The 17,548-nt window shown below is 45.1% G+C and carries 18 protein-coding genes; 8 read left to right on the top strand and 10 right to left on the bottom strand.

Annotation, left to right across the window (positions count from 1 at the left end):
* From PHX29_05680 to PHX29_05655, 6 genes are all read left to right on the top strand, one after another.
* The coding region (locus PHX29_05680) for an isocitrate/isopropylmalate family dehydrogenase (protein ID MDD5605381.1) at positions 1-647 on the top strand (647 nt) is incomplete at its 5' end.
* Positions 648-651: 4 nt separating this feature from the next.
* Positions 652-2,241, top strand: a complete 1,590-nt coding sequence (gene cimA, locus PHX29_05675) for a citramalate synthase (protein ID MDD5605380.1) — start codon at positions 652-654, stop codon at positions 2,239-2,241.
* Positions 2,242-2,434: 193 nt separating this feature from the next.
* The gene (locus PHX29_05670) at positions 2,435-3,034 is read left to right on the top strand and encodes a hypothetical protein (protein ID MDD5605379.1); all 600 of its coding nucleotides are present in this window, start codon (positions 2,435-2,437) and stop codon (positions 3,032-3,034) included.
* A 21-nt stretch (positions 3,035-3,055) separates the two neighbouring features.
* Positions 3,056-3,766: a hypothetical protein gene (locus PHX29_05665; protein MDD5605378.1), complete on the top strand. Its 711-nt coding sequence runs from the start codon at positions 3,056-3,058 to the stop codon at positions 3,764-3,766.
* An 18-nt stretch (positions 3,767-3,784) separates the two neighbouring features.
* Positions 3,785-4,462, top strand: coding sequence for a thymidylate synthase (locus PHX29_05660; protein MDD5605377.1), 678 nt, complete (start codon positions 3,785-3,787; stop codon positions 4,460-4,462).
* 52 nt (positions 4,463-4,514) lie between these two features.
* Positions 4,515-5,765 (top strand): hypothetical protein, encoded by a 1,251-nt coding sequence (locus PHX29_05655; protein ID MDD5605376.1) that lies wholly within the window; start codon positions 4,515-4,517, stop codon positions 5,763-5,765.
* Here PHX29_05655 and PHX29_05650 read toward each other — a convergent pair.
* The 9 genes from PHX29_05650 to PHX29_05610 form a co-directional block, all read right to left on the bottom strand.
* Positions 5,762-6,301, bottom strand: coding sequence for a DJ-1/PfpI family protein (locus PHX29_05650; protein MDD5605375.1), 540 nt, complete (start codon positions 6,299-6,301; stop codon positions 5,762-5,764). The genes PHX29_05655 and PHX29_05650 overlap by 4 nt on opposite strands.
* Positions 6,298-7,521 (bottom strand): M48 family metallopeptidase, encoded by a 1,224-nt coding sequence (locus PHX29_05645; GenBank protein ID MDD5605374.1) that lies wholly within the window; start codon positions 7,519-7,521, stop codon positions 6,298-6,300. The genes PHX29_05650 and PHX29_05645 overlap by 4 nt, the downstream gene beginning before the upstream one ends.
* Positions 7,522-7,553: 32 nt before the next feature.
* The gene (locus tag PHX29_05640) at positions 7,554-8,117 is read right to left on the bottom strand and encodes a LemA family protein (protein ID MDD5605373.1); all 564 of its coding nucleotides are present in this window, start codon (positions 8,115-8,117) and stop codon (positions 7,554-7,556) included.
* A 14-nt stretch (positions 8,118-8,131) separates the two neighbouring features.
* Entirely contained in the window at positions 8,132-8,560 is a 429-nt protein-coding gene (locus tag PHX29_05635; protein MDD5605372.1) for a zf-TFIIB domain-containing protein, read from the bottom strand.
* A gap of 83 nt (positions 8,561-8,643) precedes the next feature.
* Positions 8,644-9,435: an ABC transporter permease gene (locus tag PHX29_05630; GenBank protein MDD5605371.1), complete on the bottom strand. Its 792-nt coding sequence runs from the start codon at positions 9,433-9,435 to the stop codon at positions 8,644-8,646.
* Between the two features lies 1 nt (position 9,436).
* Positions 9,437-10,489, bottom strand: a complete 1,053-nt coding sequence (locus tag PHX29_05625; GenBank protein ID MDD5605370.1) for an ATP-binding cassette domain-containing protein — start codon at positions 10,487-10,489, stop codon at positions 9,437-9,439.
* 24 nt (positions 10,490-10,513) lie between these two features.
* Positions 10,514-11,146, bottom strand: coding sequence for a hemolysin III family protein (locus tag PHX29_05620; protein ID MDD5605369.1), 633 nt, complete (start codon positions 11,144-11,146; stop codon positions 10,514-10,516).
* 166 nt (positions 11,147-11,312) lie between these two features.
* Complete coding sequence (locus PHX29_05615) at positions 11,313-12,305, bottom strand: phosphoribosylaminoimidazolesuccinocarboxamide synthase (GenBank protein MDD5605368.1); 993 nt, start codon at positions 12,303-12,305, stop codon at positions 11,313-11,315.
* Positions 12,306-12,514: 209 nt separating this feature from the next.
* Positions 12,515-13,843, bottom strand: a complete 1,329-nt coding sequence (locus PHX29_05610) for a hypothetical protein (protein MDD5605367.1) — start codon at positions 13,841-13,843, stop codon at positions 12,515-12,517.
* 338 nt (positions 13,844-14,181) lie between these two features.
* Between PHX29_05610 and PHX29_05605 the strand changes: the two genes are divergently transcribed.
* A complete protein-coding gene (locus PHX29_05605; protein ID MDD5605366.1) occupies positions 14,182-14,451 on the top strand; it encodes an ACT domain-containing protein in 270 nt (89 codons plus the stop codon).
* A 36-nt stretch (positions 14,452-14,487) separates the two neighbouring features.
* A complete protein-coding gene (locus PHX29_05600) occupies positions 14,488-15,846 on the top strand; it encodes a PFL family protein (GenBank protein MDD5605365.1) in 1,359 nt (452 codons plus the stop codon).
* On the opposite strand, the gene PHX29_05595 is transcribed toward PHX29_05600, so the two are convergent.
* Positions 15,843-17,309 carry a bifunctional UDP-sugar hydrolase/5'-nucleotidase gene (locus tag PHX29_05595; GenBank protein ID MDD5605364.1) on the bottom strand — a complete coding sequence of 489 codons (1,467 nt, stop codon included), beginning with the start codon at positions 17,307-17,309 and terminating at the stop codon, positions 15,843-15,845. The two genes, PHX29_05600 and PHX29_05595, sit on opposite strands and share 4 nt — an antisense overlap.
* Positions 17,310-17,548 lie beyond the last annotated feature (239 nt).

The raw sequence follows: 17,548 nt of genomic DNA, 5'->3' as shown, positions 1-17,548 counted from the left end.
GGGAAACAAACAGGGGCAGAAGAGCCGTCGATTCCATGGTTTATTCTGAGCAGGAAATCGCGCGTCTTGTAAGGGTTGGCTTTGAGCTCGCCCAACAGCGAAAAAAGCACCTGGTTAGTGTGGATAAGGCTAATGTGCTTATGTCTTCGCGGTTATGGCGTCAGGTAACAGATGAGGTTGCACTGGATTACCCGGATGTTACACTTGAGCACCTGCTTGTTGATGCTTGTGCTATGAAGCTGATACAGGATCCACGTTATTTTGATGTGGTTGTAACCGAAAATATGTTTGGGGATATTTTAACTGACGAAGCCTCTGTTCTGGCTGGCTCATTAGGAATGCTCCCTTCAGCAAGTCTGGCAGATGTGCCGGAAGCTGGCCGTAACATTTTTGGCTTATATGAGCCGGTTCATGGAAGTGCCCCGACTATCGCCAAACAGGATATTGCCAATCCACTTGCCACTATATTGACATTAGCGATGATGCTCAGATACTCATTTAACCTGGAACAGGAAGCCATGGCAATTGAAAATGCGGTGCAGAAAGTACTGTCTCAGGGGTACCGTACTTCTGATATAATTAATGAATCCGGTGAAGTTGTTGGTACAGTAAAAATGGGCCAACTTGTCAGGAGCCAATTGGTATAGGCACATGATGGTGGAGTTATACGATACAACACTCAGAGACGGTTCTCAGCGGGAAGGCATTTCTCTAACCGTTGAGGACAAGATATCTATCGCAAGAAAGATAGATGAACTGGGTATACATTATGTTGAAGGCGGCTGGCCGGGATCGAATCCCAAAGATGCCGAATTCTTCTCCCGGGCAAGGGAATTGAACCTGGTTCAGGCGAAACTGGTGGCATTTGGGAGTACATGCCGGCCGGGAGCTGAACCGGAACAAGATACCAATCTTCTTTCCCTTGTCGAGTCGGGGGTCAGCGTAGTCAACATAGTGGCTAAAGGATCAGATTTGCATGTCAGGCAGGTTTTACAGGTAGAGCTGAAAGAAAATTTGCGCATGATCCGGCAATCAATAGAGTTTTTAAAATCCAAACATCTTGAAGTGTTTGTTGATGTAGAACACGCATTTGATGGTTATAAAAATAATCCTGGTTATACCCTGGAAGTTTTAAAAACGGCCGAGTCTGCCGGAGCCAGGTGTCTCGTATTGTGTGATACCAATGGAGGGACGCTCCCTAACGAGGTAGCTGATATGGTCAATGCTGCCAGGGGTGTAGTGGCGGTGGATCTTGGTATTCATGCCCACAATGATTCTGAGCTGGCGGTAGCAAACAGTCTGACCGCTGTGATGGCCGGTGTCAACCACGTTGAAGGTACAATTAATGGGTATGGTGAACGCTGTGGGAATGCCAATTTATGTTCCATCATCCCGGCACTCAAGATAAAAATGGGCATTAATTGCATTAGCGACCAACAACTAGCTCGGTTAACCGAGGTTTCTCGCTATGTAAGTGAGGTGGCGAACCTGATTCCGGATGCCTACATGCCATATGTTGGAGCAAGCGCTTTTTCGCACAAGGCCGGTCTGCACGTTTCAGGTATAAGCAGATGGTCTCAAAGCTACCAGCATATAGATCCTGAGCGCGTTGGAAACAAAACCCGTACCCTGGTCAGCGAGCTTTCTGGTAAATCCAACATAATATTCAGGGCAAGGGAAATAGGCGTTCCTTTGCCTCCATCAGGATTAGAAGCTCAAAAACTGGTGGAAAAAGTCAAATCACTGGAGAGCAGGGGATTTCAATACGAAAACGCCGAGGCTTCCTTCGATTTACTTCTACATCGGGCGCTGCCTGGCTACCAGCCGCCATTTGAATTGGTGGACTATATGGTTCTGGTGGAAAAGAGGCGCCGTCATCCATCCAACAACAATAGTGATGGTCTATTGTCCGAAGCCATGGTTAAGGTAAAGGTAGATGGTCAAATCATGCACACGGTATCCGAGGGGGATGGTCCAGTAAACGCTTTAGATAATGCTTTACGTAAAGCCTTGCTCGCTAATTATCCCAGCTTGTCCGCAGTGAAACTGGTTGATTATAAAGTAAGAATTCTGGAAGAAAGCACCGGAACGGAATCTTTGGTAAGGGTGCTCATAGAATCTGCCGATGGAGAAACCCAATGGCGAACGGTCGGTAGTTCTACCAATATCATTGAAGCCAGTTGGTTAGCGTTGGCAGACAGCCTTGAATATTGCCTGTTAAAACAACGGAAAAATCACTAGTTTTCAACCTTTCAATTCACACATAGACCAATTTAGCGTCGGGTTTGAATATCACGCAGTGGCACAATATTCGGCGTTTGGCATATCATTTCAATTTAACAAATTCAAAAAATACCACTGACCGGTTTATACTTATGGTTATATCTAGTATAATTAAATTGAAAAAGATTCTTATTATATAGGGGTGATCGAAATGTCAGATGAAATTAAGAGCGCCAGAGAAATAGCCCTGGCAAAAGCCGAGGCAGAAAGTAAAGAAATCACCACTGAAGATAGAATGCGGTGGAAGTATGTCCCCGAAGGCGAAAAGCTCGGTGCGCGCATTGTCTCCGGAGAATTCAACATTGAAGAAGAGTTAAACAAACGCGAAACGTCTGCTCGTACGTATCTTATTCAGGGAGCGCTTTCGATAATATATTCAAATATCATACTTCCGCATGGGAAAAATGAAAAAGAACATACCCGCCGAGCGCTCGAAGCTGTAGTCGTTCTCAAAAAAGACAAGAACAAGGCAAAACAGGTTGTAGAACAAATACGCAATCTTTTTGACCATTACGAAACTCAGGGTAATTCACAGAAAAACCAGGCTATTGAACAGTTAAAAACAGAATACTCTCGGAAGCTGAAACAGGCAATTGAACAGCAACTTGGTTCGAGCGCTTCAGGGATGATTGCCGACGTTGACAATCTTCCCCAGTTTAAGGAAGAAAAGCGCCGGTTAGTAAACCAGTTTGATTCGCAGTATATCAGGCTATTAAATGAGTATAAAGAGGAGCTTAAGCAAATCGGCTAAAACACGTGAGGGGGTAGAAAAATGGATATCAAGGATGAAAGAATAGCCGAAGCCGTCAGGCAGACGATGGTAATACGGCCTCCCAGGCAGTTGCTTGACACTTTTGGAATTACCAATATCGGGTACTATATGGTCACCGCGCCTAGTTACGCCGAGATAGATAAAAAGAATAATGAAACGGTCGTCCGCAAAGGTCGCGTAATAGCAAACCGTCCTCGTGTCGTAACACCTTATTACCTGTCACGGCTTGAGGGTTTCAGCTCAGACGCCCGGCATTATTTTGATTCACTAATTCAGCAGCATGGCCCTAACACCCCGGGTATTTATTACACATATCGTAATGAACCGGGAGAATTAACCATTATTCCAGACAGTATGCAACTGGTAGTGGAGCGGATCAACGCTGAAATTGAGCGCAAAAGGGATCCTCTGATGGCGATTATCAAGGGCAAGGACGATATGTGGGATGTCTCCCTGCTTAAGTTCATACACCAGATTACTTCTCATTCTATGAAGGGCAACATTGCCCAGATGCAATCGCGAGGTTTGCTTGATATTGACTCGCTGGGTGTTCCCCTGGAAGCCAGGCTCAGAATTGAAGAAATGTTCAGCAAAGTCAATACCGGAGAGCTTGAGCCAAGAGAATTAAAAGATGAGCTTGACCGATGGGAACTTTTTGAAGGGTATCAAGACCGGTTTTTTGCCCTTTTTAATCGAACAGGCGCCAGATAAAATCCGGGAGCGTAACGCATGAAAATAACCACAATTGAAGCTCGTGACCTGTCCGAGGCCTGGTTTCAATGCCTTCGCCATGTACTTGATAGCGGATATGAATATCTCATTGAAAGAGGCAGCTATGCCGGGCAGAAGCGCAAGGAGCTAGATTTTGTTCAGGTTAAAATCACAAATCCTGGTAATCGTCCGCTGACTCCCGATGTGCCGGCTGGAGTCCCTTCTCCGACTACCATGGAGTATATTGAAAATTACCTCCCTTATTTGATGACCGCCAAACGCGCCGAAGGGGAACAGTATACGTATGGCCAATATCTGGAGCACCAGATAGCCGAGGTTATACGCATGTATCGGGAAGGCGGATTTAATACTAACCAGGCTTACATGAGTGTTGGCGATGATCGCTCTATTTACCTCACCGATCCTCCATGTTTACGGGGTATCGATACGAGGGTTAGGTATAATAGCCTGCATTTCATCTGTTATTTTAGATCCTGGGACCTCTGGGCGGGCTTTCCATCCAACCTTGCTGCTATTCAACTACTCAAGGAATATATTGGTTCGGAGTTGGGAGTTGAAGATGGGGAAATAATTGCCGTGAGCAAAGGACTCCATCTTTATGATTACTCCTGGGAGTTAGCTCATATAGCCTGTGGCATTTCAGAGGAAAGCGGAGCGGCAACGTCCCAGATGTAAATGTATTAATACCCGGCGGGTACTTACCAGATAAAAAAATACCGATATATATGTGAAAAGAATACTGGCTTCCAATATCATCAGCACCAAAGTTTTCGCCTTGATTGTAGTGGCGACAATTTTGTTTTGTGGTTGCAATGGAGAGGCTGGGCTAACTCGCCAGATTAACCAAATTGCCGACCCATACCATTTCAGTATATTCGATTGGCAAATACATGCCCTTACGCGTCAGTATGATCAGTATATCTTTAATAGCCGCGCTGAGGATCCAGAAAATTCCGAACTGGTTAAGGAATACTTCAGTAACCGGCAACAGGTCGTCGCCCTCGAACAAAAACTCCTGATGTTACAACAAGGCTTGGAGGATGGGGACGTATCATCAGTTGAGGAACAGATTTTAAATCTATCCGAGCGCAACCAGCATATATTATCCGAAGTCGAAGGCACATTGTCTGCCCAGGTCGAAACAATTCTTGCAGAGTGCGGTATTATTAATCCTTGGCAGGATGTGCATAATGCAGCAGTTGTATTCCCTCCGGTCAACTTTGTGATTCAACCGCCGCCTCACCTGCTGGTAATATCCCCTCGCGATGAAATATCCAGATATAAAGATATCGCCCTTGTCCAAATAATGAATGATGATCAAAAACAGGCGGTCGAAGAAGAGATAGAAAAAATCGGGATGAGTGGATTGGTAGTGAGGCTTGGCGGAATTGCTACCTATCCTTCTTTTGTAGCTGATACTCTTCCCCTGGATTATTCTATCGAAGTGGCAGTTGAAGAGTGGTTCCATCAATATCTGTTTTTCCGCCCACTCGGTTTTCGTTATGGCATGCATATAGCCGGGATAATCCGTGATTACGAAATAGCAACCGTAAATGAAGCATTGGCTGGAATGGTAAGCCAGGAAATTGCATCTATGGTATACGAAAAATACTACCAGGAAACTGCCACCACATCAGCCAATTATGCAATGGCTCCAGCCAATGAGTTCGATTTTTATGCTGAAATGAGGACAACTCGCCTTGTGGTGGACGAGATGCTGGAAAAAGGACAAGTCGAAGAAGCTGAACAATACATGGAAGAGCGCCGGTTATATTTAGCTTCAAACGGATATTACATTCGAAAATTGAATCAGGCTTATTTTGCGTTTTATGGGACCTATGCTTCTTCCCCGGGGTCAGTAAGCCCTATCGGCAGTGGATTAAAAGCTTTAAGAGAACAAAATCCGTCTCTAAAAGATTTTGTAGAGCAGGTAAGTTCTATGACTGATGCTGAAGATATTATCGCCGCGGCAGATTAGACTACCAGGTCTTTGCTTAACTTGATGGCGGTTTCCTTGCCAACCCAGCGTTCAACCAGTTTGAGAGCAAACTCCATAGCGGTGCCCGGTCCGCGGCTGGTTATAATATTGCCGTCCTCGACTACCCGTTGAGGGCTGAAACGAGCAGTCTTCAGGCTGGTTTCAATCCCTGGAAAGCAGGTGACCGTCTTGCCTTTGATAACTCCGGCTTGTTCGAGGACGAGAGGGCCGGCACAAATAGAGGCAAGATATTTACCAGCGGCTGCCATTTTTCTAATCAATTCCAATACAGCTGTACTATTACCTAGGTTTACATAACAAGGATAGCCGCCCGGGATTACAATTCCATCGAGTTCAGAAGGATTAAGGTCATTTATTGTTGCATCAACAACAATTTTGAGTCCTCGTGATCCAGCTATTTCTCCCGAGTGGAGGCCGGCAGCGATGACATCAATCCCGGCACGCTTTAAAACATCGTAAGTAACAGATGTTTCGATCTCTTCAAAGCCTTTAGCTATTAAAATTGCAATTTTCACGCTGCCCCGGTCCCTGCAAGATTAATTTCACTTCCGCAGTGAGGGCATTTAACAGTGGATCCTTTATAATCGGGGGGAATGCGCAGGCGAGTACCGCACGTACAATTGACAGTGGAGTAATTATTTAATTTCCACAAAACATCACTGGTTTCGCGCGTGCGCTGCAATTCATTAGTGGCATCATCTGGTACTGCGGCTAATTTTCTATGTGTTCGCTTGAGCGGTACTTTAGGGGCAGCGGCCAACGCGGAAGCGGGAAGAATACTGCCGCCGCTGTGTACTTCACTGTATGCCTTATTGTAATCAACAAAACTGGCGCCACCCATCGAACGTAAAATACGTACACGATCCGAGATAGGAGGGTGAGTACTGGTAAGATTGGCAGCCGCTTTCCCCTTTTGTCTGAATGGATTCATGATGAACATGGGAGCAGTTGCCTGATTCGCTGTTTTTAGCTGTTCGGTAGAAGAGGCAATTTTTTCAAGTGCTGATGCCAATCCTTCCGGGTAACGGGTAAATGAAGCTCCGGAAGCATCTGCCAGATATTCCCTCTTGCGGGAAATAGCAAAGTAAATCAGCTGGGCAAAAAGGGGAGCAAGAACCACCAGCAGCAAGGCTATGAGCATGATAATACCCTGCCCTGCTCCCCCTCCAGAGTCACGCCTTGAGCTTCCGGAACCGCCGAAAATCATCATCCTGGATGCATACCAAGAGAGTATTACAATGGTACCCAGCATCACCGAGGTGAATGCCATCAGCAATACGTCCCGGTTTTTGATGTGTGCCATTTCATGGGCAATTACACCCTGGAGCTCGTCACGATTGAGCTTGGTCAGTAGCCCGGCAGTTACGGCAACTGCACACTTGTTTTTATCCCTGCCAACAGCGAAGGCATTCATGGCAGGATCATCGATGATATACACATCCGGCATTTTTTTAAGGCCGGCGGCAATCTGCATTTCCTCAACAATATTGTAAAGGCGCGGGTGGTCGTTGGGGCCGATTTTTCGCGCACCGGATATCGATAGCAAAATATTATCACCCTGGAAAAAAGCTATCAGGTTCATTATTAACCAGAGCCCAATGGCAAAAAGAACCCCGGCTACTCCGCTATCGACAAAATACATGCCAAGCGCATAACCCAATCCAGCCAACACCAGCCCCATGGAAACCGTCAGTACCACAGAGCGCCACTTATTAGAGCGTATCTGTTCCCACATTTATTTAAAACATTAACTCCAAAAAAGCTATATTAAGTAAAACTGACTTTAGGAGCTTCCCGTTCGGTAGTGGTAGTTACTTCGAAGAACTCGCCGCCCTTGAATCCGAACATACCGGCGATTATGTTAGAAGGAAACACCTGAGTTTGGTTGTTATAACGAAGTACGGAGTCGTTATAAAACTGCCTGGAAAAGCTGATCTTGTTCTCTGTGCTGGTAAGTTCTTCCTGAAGGGCTAGAAAATTCTGGTTGGCTTTTAAATCCGGATAAGCCTCAGCAACTGCCAGAAGGCGCATAAGGGCAGAACTGAGTTCTCCTTCAGCTTTGCTCCTGGCTTGAGCGCCAGCTTCTGACATTTTTTGCGCTATAGTACGTGCATTAGTCACAGCTTCCAGTGTTTCGCGCTCATGTTTTACGTAGCCTTTTACTGTTTCTATGAGATTGGGAATGAGGTCATAACGCCGTTTTAACTGGACGTCTATCTGAGCCCAGGCATTTTTTACCTCATTGCGTAGTCTTACCAGGCCGTTATACAGGGCGATGATTGCTATTACAATAACAGCAATAACTCCAAGGGCGATCCACAGTCCGATCATAGGTTTCCTCCTGATTAGTTACAATTACCCTCGGCTTCAAAAGCTTCGCCGAGAAACACAAGCAGCTCCTGTTCGCTGCTATATTCAGTAATATCACCGGCCTCCATGCTGCCTACAAGGTGGTGCAATTCACCGGAATCAAACCAAAGACCGTGTTGTTTGGTGCAGTGATCAACCAATACTTGCGGGCTGGAGCCAACAAAATGTTTTTTCATGTTACGACGGCAGATAGGGCATTTACGTTTGTTTTCGGTTGATGGTATCTCCGGCTGCCCGGCAATACGTTCCAGCAAGTTTGGCGAGTCATCCAGCTCCATTGAGCGCATTAGCAACTCCAGCTCGCCTTTATCAAACCATGTTCCATGGCAACTTGCGCAGTAATCAAGCTCAATGCTATGGTACTCAACCACTATCATAGAATTATGGCATGCAGGGCACTTCAACGAGATCAAAACCTCATCACAGTCAATATATCCAGTTTAACCAGCAATCAGGCTTGTGTCAATATTGACAGTCATGTTGGCAGCTACTCGCTGCGGGTAAAAGACCAGACGGCTACACTCATCAGCGCGAGTCCCAGTAATACAACCACTATAACGTCATCCATAATTGTCATGGTGTGACCGAACACCGTTACTCCAGTGCCGTAAGCGGATTCCGAGCCCAGAAATACCTGGCGGATAGCATCTACGCCATAAGTTAACGGATTAATTTTGGAGATTACCTCCATCACAATCGGAACGTTGTTCACCGGGTAGAATACACCAGCCAGGAAAATAAGCGGCATAATCAATAGCTGAATCACCATTTGAAAACCCTGCTGGGACTTCATCCGGGAAGCAACCAGTAAACCGAGAGAGGAGATGGCAACCGAAACAATAAATATTACCGGTAAAAGCTTTATCACCATCGAGAATGTGATGGACACACCCAGGATAGGAGCGAGTATCAACATTATTGACCCCTGGATTATTGCAACTGTAGCACTGCCGGCGGCTTTACCCAACAGTATTCCCCTCCGATCAAGGGGAGATACCATAATTTCCTTCAGGAAGCCGAACTCGCGATCCCATACTATCGAGACACCGCTCATAAGGGAATTCATCAGTACGGTCATGGCAAGTATTCCGGGATACATAAACTGTATATAGTCTACTCCGGGTACAACTGTGCCTATCATTCGGCCAAAGCCGGCTCCGAATACGATCAGGAAAATAAGCGGCATACCGAAGGAAGAAATCAGCCGGGATCGTTCCTGTACAAAACGCAATAGCTCCCGGTAACCTACAACCCAGATCCCTCTAATAATCCCGCTCATACTATCTGCCGTGCCTTCTTCTTGACATTGCTACCCGATCACGGAAGTTTACTTCTTCATCACGAATGGCGCGACCGGTTAGCTTAAGGAAGACGTCATCCAGGGTTGGCCGGCGAATGTTGATGGCGGTCAATCGGGTGCTAAACCCATTGAGTAGCCCCGCGATAAATCTGTCACCGTGCGGCACATAAAAAGAGAGCTCTCCGTTATTTGCCTCCGGGTTGAGGTTGTAGCTTTGAATCAACTCCATTCTGGCAGATTCTTCGTCTTCTGCGGTGAGAGTTACCAAATCACCCCCTACGGAATCCTTGAGTTTATCCGGGCTGTCCATGGCAATTATTTGCCCTTTGTCTATTATTGTTATACGGTGGCAGTTTTCGGCTTCGTCCATATAATGGGTAGTAAGAAAAATAGTAAGTCCACCGGACTTTTGGAGATTGATAATATGGTCCCAAATATGGCGCCTGGTCTGTGGATCAAGGCCAAGAGTGGGCTCATCTAAAAATAAAATATCCGGGTGATGGAGTAATCCACGGGCAATTTCCAGCCGCCTTTTCATGCCGCCAGAAAATGTACTGACTTTGCTCTTTCGCCGGTCGGCAAGACCAACTAGTTCGAGCAGGTCGTCAATGCGTTTTTTTCTTTCTGCGCGGGGAATGCTGTAAGCATAGGCATGGAAGTAAAGGTTTTGTTCGGCGGTTAGATATTCGTCTAAAGAAGAATCCTGGAAAACAAGCCCAATCGAATGGCGTACGTCGTCACGCTGCTTGACTATATCAAACCCACTGACGGTAGCAGTGCCCGATGAAGGTTTGAGAAGTGTGCACAACATGGAAATTGTTGTTGTTTTCCCGGCGCCATTCGGACCCAGAAATCCAAAAATTTCCCCTTGTTTTACCTGGAATGATACGTTATCGACTGCAATTACATTGCCGAAACGTTTAACCAACTGATTAACATCTATTATATGCATTAAATTCGTTTCAGTACTTGTTAGCACTAGATTAGGCGCTTCGCCGGCAAGTACATCATTGTATTTTAGTATCAGAGGCATACTGTATACAAACCGCAGCTGTTATCATGGCAAAAGCAAAAGGATAACCAGATAATGAAAAGCAGCTCCGGCAATTATCAGTACATGGAATATTTCATGAAAGCCAAATACGCCCGGCACCGGATTGGGTTTTTTTATTGCATAGATTGCAGCACCTGCGCTATAGGATATACCGCCAAGAAGCAGTAGAACAATTTCTACCGTAGTTGCCAACGGCCACAATTTGCCTAAAAACACAACCACCATCCATCCCATCAGCAGATATATGGAAACTGATAGATATCGCGGCGCCTTAAGATAAAAAAGTTTAAAAAATAATCCGGCTATCACTAGCCCCCACTGGATCAGGATAATGCTCCAGAACCAGGCTCCATCAAGGTAGTGATATGCAAGCGGGGTATAGGTTCCGGCAATCATGATATAAATAGCAACATGGTCCAACTTGCGCCAGATTGTTTTGGTATCTTCACCGCGCTTTGAGGCGTGGTAGACTGAACTGGCCGTGAACAGGTTAATTGCAGAAATACCATATATAAGGCAAACAATAAAATATTGCCAATGTCCCCAGGATAGAATCAATAAGGCAACAGTGCCGGCGACAGCGGCTATTAAACCCACCAGGTGGGAATAAAATGAAAATAGCTCTCTTTTTAAAATGGTAATAGTGCTTCCTTCCTTTTAGCGGCTTTTTTTCAGATTGGTTTTTAAGTGATTAAGTGGGAAAAATTATTTACTATACATCTGCCGTAATATTTAAACCCCTGCCATTAACACCGAAGGCAGGGGTTTAATAATAATCTCAAATACCAAAATTGGCAAACAGCTACTTGCCGGTAATTCGTTCACAGAGTGTGCGGTATCTGTCAATGGTCTGGAGCATGATGTTGGCCGGTATCTGGGGCAACGGGCCTCGTTGTTTCCAGCTTGTATGCATCAGCCACGCTTTCAAGGTTTGGGACTCAAAGCTGTAATAGGGAGATCCAACCTTGTAGTGCTGCATATCCCAATAACAGGTTGAATCTGGCGTGAGAATATCATCTGCAATGTAGGCTTTCTTGCGGTCTTTGCCAAATATGAGTTTCATGTGGGCAACAATGAACTTGCCGTTAACCCTGAGTGCCCGTTGAATATCGTTATACAACCTGACATAAGCTGATTTAATATCTTCGAGTAATTTGGGACCAGTAAGCTCAACAAGTTCATCGTCGCTCAATTGTTTGCGGTTGCCTTCAGCATCGGTTGTAAAGGCAACGAGTATACTTCCCGGTATGCATTGGCTTTGCAGCAATCCGCTGATCTGGGGATGGCCAAATACGTTTCCTGTTTCACTATACTCTTTCCAGGCTGGGCCGGTTAGATACCCCCATACTTCAAAATCAGCTTCCAGGGGTTCAATCTTTTTGTATACAAGGCACCTTCCAGCCAGGTTCTCTGGTAGTTGGAAACTCTCGCCTTCTTTCAGAAACTGGTTCAGATCATTAGTTTCTTGAATAAAAGCCTTGAAATGATTAGGGACAACTATGTTAGTCTTGGCCATCCAGTGGCTGGTAAGGCGTGCCATGTAGATTCCTCTTTCTGGTATCCCGCCTTCGATAGGTACACCAAAAACACTTGCCCGGTCAGTATAAACCGCAAGATTATATTCTCCCAGGTCATAAATATCCCGGGCATCATCTTTCTTTAGTAGAGGAAGAGGCAGTTCGGTGTTCAGTATTGCCTCTGGCAATTGAGGTTCCGGGGGTGATGCCGTTTCCTGGGTGGTTTCTGGTGCAGGCTGAGTATTTTGTTGATTGATTGGCAAAGATCCTGTTTCCATAAGCAATTCTTTCTCCTTGGTACTTTTAATAAAGCTTAAAACTTATTATTAATAGTTATCGTGAAGTAGCTACATAACTAAAAGAAAACAATTTTAGGGCTAATGACGGTTTGCCATTCATAGCTGCAAATCAATTGCACTGTATTGTAGGTGGTTTAATTTATATTTACCAATAAATCTGCTTTCTGTCAAGAGAGGCGGGCAGGAAACTACTCGAATCCGGTTTCAAATTCTCCCGGTTCAAGAATCTGGTCAAGCTCTTCGCTGAAAAAGAACTTCTCTTCCCCGAAAGCCGGTTTAAGTTCTGTGTACCAGGTAGCATTTTCATCGTACTCGGCAAAAAATGGGCGGCGTACCCAATCCGGATTTCTTCCCTGCAGCATTTGCATCCCGATTACCTTTTGTCCGCATATGTTGTATAAACCGGTTATCTGTATTTTTCCCGGAAGGCAAGACATGCTGGGACCTCTTACAGTACGGCAGAGACCGCTTACAGACTGATACGCCTGTTTGTAAATTTGCCAGGCTTCAACCAGCGGTACCGAAAAATAGTGTTGAGCTCCGGTATTTCTGGCAATAAACATATAGTAAGGTATACAGTTTAGAGATACTTGCTTTTGCCACATTTCCGCCCAGATCTCAGGATCATCATTAATATGGCGTAACAAGGGAGATTGAGTTCTGATTATCGCGCCAGCCTCCTGGATTTTGGCTATTGCTTCTTTTACTTCTTCTGTTTCGAGTTCTACCGGATGGTTGAATTGTGCCATGAAAGCCAGGTGTTTGCCAGATTTCCTTATTCTGGTAAAAAGTTTTAACAGATCCTCAGAATCATTATCGGTCAGGAATCTATAAGGCCAGAAGGTTAAGGCTCTGGTTCCAATACGGATTGTCTTGATGCCAGAGAGCTCAGGGGAAAGAAGTGGCTCAATGTAACTCTCTAAAACATTTGCTTTCATTATAAGCGGATCGCCACCGGTAATTAACACATCTGTAATCTCAGGGTGAGCTCTAATATAATCTGATAACTTGTAATTATTTTCAGTTGATATCTTCAATTCTTCGATGCCGGTAAATTGCGGCCACCGGAAGCAAAATGTACAGAATGCATGGCAATTCTGCCCTCTCTGTGGAAAGAATAACAGAGTTTGCCGGTATTTATGTTGTACCCCATTCAACCGTTCGCCCTGAAATAAGGGTGTGTTGTATTCCTGCTGCCCGGCTGGGTGCGGATTAAGTTTGAGGCGGATCTGGTTAGCGGCATTGTTAACTGTTTCTCTGTCAGCACCCGAGTGATAAAGATTTGCCATTGTTTGGTAATCTTCCGAAAGCAGCATTTCCTTCTGGGGGAAGGTAGCTACAAACATCGGGTCATCTGGTACGCGAGCCCAGTCTATAAGCCGGTCGGCAACGTAGTTGTTCACCCGAAACGGGAATACGGAACCAACTATTTCTATGTCTTGCAGCTGTTCTTCGGGTAGATTTGCCAGTTGTGGAAGATTCCTGAAGTTTGAGAGAGTGTATACATTATACTGCATAGCTCTACCTCCTTTGGTGTAAGCGGTACAGGGCGAGCCTGGTACAAAAAGGGATATTAAATTGAATTGTGCAGGTGCTCTTACGACCTGATATTTATGCGGTAAAAATTTCCGGCGTATTTTATACTATGAAAATTATTTGCGCAAGTAATATAAGTAAAAAATCATAAAAATCCTTGGTTTTTATGCTATTAAGAGAGGATATATATAAACTGGTATTTTCTAAATATTGCAAAAATTCGCAATTGGGAGGATAACCAGATAAATGGTATTATTATTGGTCATAAATTCCTTTGTAAAAGAGAATATAGCCAACTCGGAAAAAGGAGAACTCAGATATGCGAGCTGTTATTACCGTAATCGGGACCGATAAAATAGGTATCATAGCTGGTGTCAGCACTATTCTGGCCGAAGCCGGCGTAAATATACTGGATATCACCCAGACTACCATGCAGGAACTGTTTACCATGATAATGCTGGTGGATATCAGCAAGGCAAATATCAGCTTTGAACAGCTTTCCTCCCGGCTATCAGCCAAAGGGGACGAAATAGGTTTGAAGATAAGAATTCAGCACGAAGATATTTTTAAGTCAATGCATGAGATTTAAACAAGTAATTAGTTATTTAACAACTGGAGCAGTCAAATGATAAGCCCAAGAGAAATTCTTGAAACTATTAATATGATTTCAAATGAAAACCTGGATGTCAGAACCATCACACTTGGTATTTCTTTGAGAGATTGCGTACATCCGGATGTTGATGAAATGAGCCGGCAGGTATATGAAAAAATTACCCGTGTTGCCTGCAAGCTGGTAAAGACTGGCGAAGAAATAGAACGGGATTTTGGTATTCCGATAATCAACAAACGTATTGCCGTTACCCCTATATCCGTCATTGCGGAAAGCAGCCGGGGTGATGTGGCTAAGATTGCCGTTGCTATGGATAAAGCTGCTACGCAGCTCGGGATCAATTTTATCGGTGGATACGGGGCTTTGGTGCACAAAGGTTATACCGCAGGGGACCGGCGCCTGATAGCCAGTATTCCGGAAGTGCTCTCGGAGACTGGCAAGGTATGTTCATCGGTGAATATCGCCACGACGAAAGCCGGCATAAACATGGATGCAGTAGCGCAGATGGGCTCTATCATTAAAAAAACGGCAGAGCTCACCGCTGATAAAAATAGCATAGGCTGTGCCAAGCTGGTAGTGTTTGCCAATGCCCCGGAGGACAATCCCTTTATGGCAGGGGCTTTCCACGGTATCGGAGAGCCAGAGTGTGTGATAAATGTAGGGGTAAGCGGACCTGGTGTAGTCCACAACGCGTTAAAAAAGCTCAGCCCGGAGGCTGATTTCAGCCAGGTGGCAGAGCTCGTCAAAAAAACCGCCTTCAAGATAACTCGTATGGGTCAGCTGGTAGCCAGCGAAGCATCACAAAGACTGGGTATCCCGTTTGGGGTTGTAGATCTTTCTCTGGCACCTACTCCAGTTATTGGTGATAGTGTTGCTCATATTCTGGAACAGATGGGGCTTGAAAAATGCGGAACCCACGGTACCACTGCCGCGCTGGCGCTTTTGAACGATGCGGTTAAAAAAGGCGGAGTGATGGCCAGTTCGCACGTTGGGGGGCTATCGGGAGCTTTTATACCGGTGAGTGAGGATGCCGGAATGATAGATGCAGTTAAATGTGGCGCATTATCGCTGGATAAACTGGAAGCCATGACCTGTGTGTGTTCTGTTGGGCTGGATATGATACCCATACCCGGGGATACGCCAGAACATACCATTGCTGCCATTATTGCCGATGAAGCGGCTATTGGGGTTATCAACAATAAAACTACCGCAGTAAGGATTATTCCCGTTCAAGGCAAAAAAGCAGGCGAATCGGTAGAATTCGGAGGTTTGTTGGGAGGCGGTGTAATAATGCCAGTCAGCAAATACTCAAGTGAAGTTTTTGCCCGCAGAGGCGGCCGTATACCTGCGCCCATCCACAGTTTAAGAAACTAGATGTAAACCAGCCGCCCCTCCACTTTTGAAGATGCGTTCTGATGGTTGTGCAGATATTCTTCTACAACTTCGGGCACTGAGGTGGAAATAACCCTGGATTTTCCGGAGTTGCTGAGCTCTTCCAGGCTGATGTTTAGGTACCTGTCACAATTGGCAATGTGGTAGCCTATCAGGCCAATGGAATAGTTTTTACAGTCTTCTACTGGTTGTCCGTGTACTTCAAGTGACACCAGCGCCCGCGCAATATCAGAATAAATTGCCCTGACGGTTGAGTTAACCTGGTAACACTCACCTTCCCCATTGCGGTTTTCCGGGCGCATTATATGGCTGAATATTCTTTTTAGTTGGCTGCCGTTGATCTGGTAGCGGGACATATAATCGTCATATGGAAATATGGAACGGTAATCTTTAAGAGTAACCACAGGTCCTAATTTTTCGCCTCGGATAGAGCCGGAACCGACCAGCATAATATCACAGTCTCCAGTTTCGGCCAGTGCATCTGCAAACAGGTTTCCAAGAGAGGTTTCTATCTCTCTCCTGGGGTGGGTAAGCTCAGTGCTCAGCTTGCAGAGTATAGCGTTGTATTTGCTGTCCACTTCACTCTTGAATGTGTTAATAAACTCTTCAAGGTGCTGGTCCGGTTCAGCAATTCCTTCAACTATAGGTACCAGTTGCCACTTGTAATCCACAACGCTGTTGGTATCATCGTCCACTACTATATCAAACCGGCCAATCTGGTCTGTGCCTACGCCTGCCTGGGCAATCAGTATGTTGTTTACCATGGCTGGTTTCTCCAGTATTGTGTGGGAATGCCCTCCAATTATGATATCAACCCCCCACTGAGGATCAAGCATGGCAGCAAGTTCAAGGTCAGATTCATACCCGATATGCGTTAACAGAATTGTCAGGTCAATATCATCATTCTTGTAAGCATTGGTTATTACGCCCACTTCGCGGCTGGCTTCTTCCAGGGTGATGAAGCTGCCTATCAGGGGATCTTTTTTAAGGGCGTCGATAACTTTTTCAGTGATGATGCCGGTAAAGAGGATGTCAAAACCGGCTTTTTTGATAATTGTATAAGGGTGCATCAGGCGCTTGTTGTATTTTTGGATATAGAGGTTGGCGTTTACAATTGGGAATGTAGCCACTTTCTCCAAAAACAAAAGATGCGGCAAGCCGTAATCGAATTCATGGTTCCCAAGAGCTACCACGTCTGGAGCCAGGTAGTTCATAATTTCCATGGTCGAAACGCCTTTATATTCAGCATCTATCAAAGAGCCTTGAACCATATCCCCTGCTATAACGTACAAAACGTTTTCTTCTTCAGCCCGAACCTTGTTTATATAGCCAGAAAGCAGTGCTAGACCGCCTATCATTTTCTTTTCACCGCTGTGTAACTCTGCCAGGAAATCACCATGCATGTCGTTGGAATGGAGAATGGTAAACTTTTTAAATCTGCTCATTATTTGCACGTCCTTAATTTAATATAAGTGTTCGATCATTGATGGTGCTTTAATTAACGCTAAAAAGTATTGAGGTGATCTTAATAATAGTTGTACTAGAATATCTTTTAGGCACGGCTAAAGTCAATAGCCCTCAGGTTGGAGGAGTTTTTTAACTTTTATATGGAAAAAAATATAAAGCAGATTCATTTCACCAAGACGCAAATTTACAGCTGGGTACCTACAAAATTACAAAAATC

This window comes from Dehalococcoidales bacterium (assembly GCA_028717385.1).
Taxonomy (GTDB): Bacteria; Chloroflexota; Dehalococcoidia; order Dehalococcoidales; family CSSed11-197; genus CSSed11-197.
Note: the sequence above shows the minus strand (reverse complement) of the source record. Positions and strands in the feature narration are given on the sequence as shown.

What these genes read in the sequence shown, in the direction of transcription:
- PHX29_05625 (MDD5605370.1), bottom strand. Translation starts at nt 10,489, where the DNA reads ATGCCTCTGATACTAAAATACAATGATGTACTTGCCGGCGAAGCGCCT.
- PHX29_05645 (MDD5605374.1), bottom strand. Translation starts at nt 7,521, where the DNA reads ATGTGGGAACAGATACGCTCTAATAAGTGGCGCTCTGTGGTACTGACG.
- PHX29_05630 (MDD5605371.1), bottom strand. Translation starts at nt 9,435, where the DNA reads ATGAGCGGGATTATTAGAGGGATCTGGGTTGTAGGTTACCGGGAGCTA.
- PHX29_05600 (MDD5605365.1), top strand. Translation starts at nt 14,488, where the DNA reads ATGATAAGCCCAAGAGAAATTCTTGAAACTATTAATATGATTTCAAAT.
- PHX29_05665 (MDD5605378.1), top strand. Translation starts at nt 3,056, where the DNA reads ATGGATATCAAGGATGAAAGAATAGCCGAAGCCGTCAGGCAGACGATG.
- PHX29_05595 (MDD5605364.1), bottom strand. Translation starts at nt 17,309, where the DNA reads ATGAGCAGATTTAAAAAGTTTACCATTCTCCATTCCAACGACATGCAT.
- PHX29_05610 (MDD5605367.1), bottom strand. Translation starts at nt 13,843, where the DNA reads ATGCAGTATAATGTATACACTCTCTCAAACTTCAGGAATCTTCCACAA.
- PHX29_05640 (MDD5605373.1), bottom strand. Translation starts at nt 8,117, where the DNA reads ATGATCGGACTGTGGATCGCCCTTGGAGTTATTGCTGTTATTGTAATA.
- PHX29_05615 (MDD5605368.1), bottom strand. Translation starts at nt 12,305, where the DNA reads ATGGAAACAGGATCTTTGCCAATCAATCAACAAAATACTCAGCCTGCA.
- cimA (MDD5605380.1), top strand. Translation starts at nt 652, where the DNA reads ATGATGGTGGAGTTATACGATACAACACTCAGAGACGGTTCTCAGCGG.
- PHX29_05670 (MDD5605379.1), top strand. Translation starts at nt 2,435, where the DNA reads ATGTCAGATGAAATTAAGAGCGCCAGAGAAATAGCCCTGGCAAAAGCC.
- PHX29_05660 (MDD5605377.1), top strand. Translation starts at nt 3,785, where the DNA reads ATGAAAATAACCACAATTGAAGCTCGTGACCTGTCCGAGGCCTGGTTT.
- PHX29_05605 (MDD5605366.1), top strand. Translation starts at nt 14,182, where the DNA reads ATGCGAGCTGTTATTACCGTAATCGGGACCGATAAAATAGGTATCATA.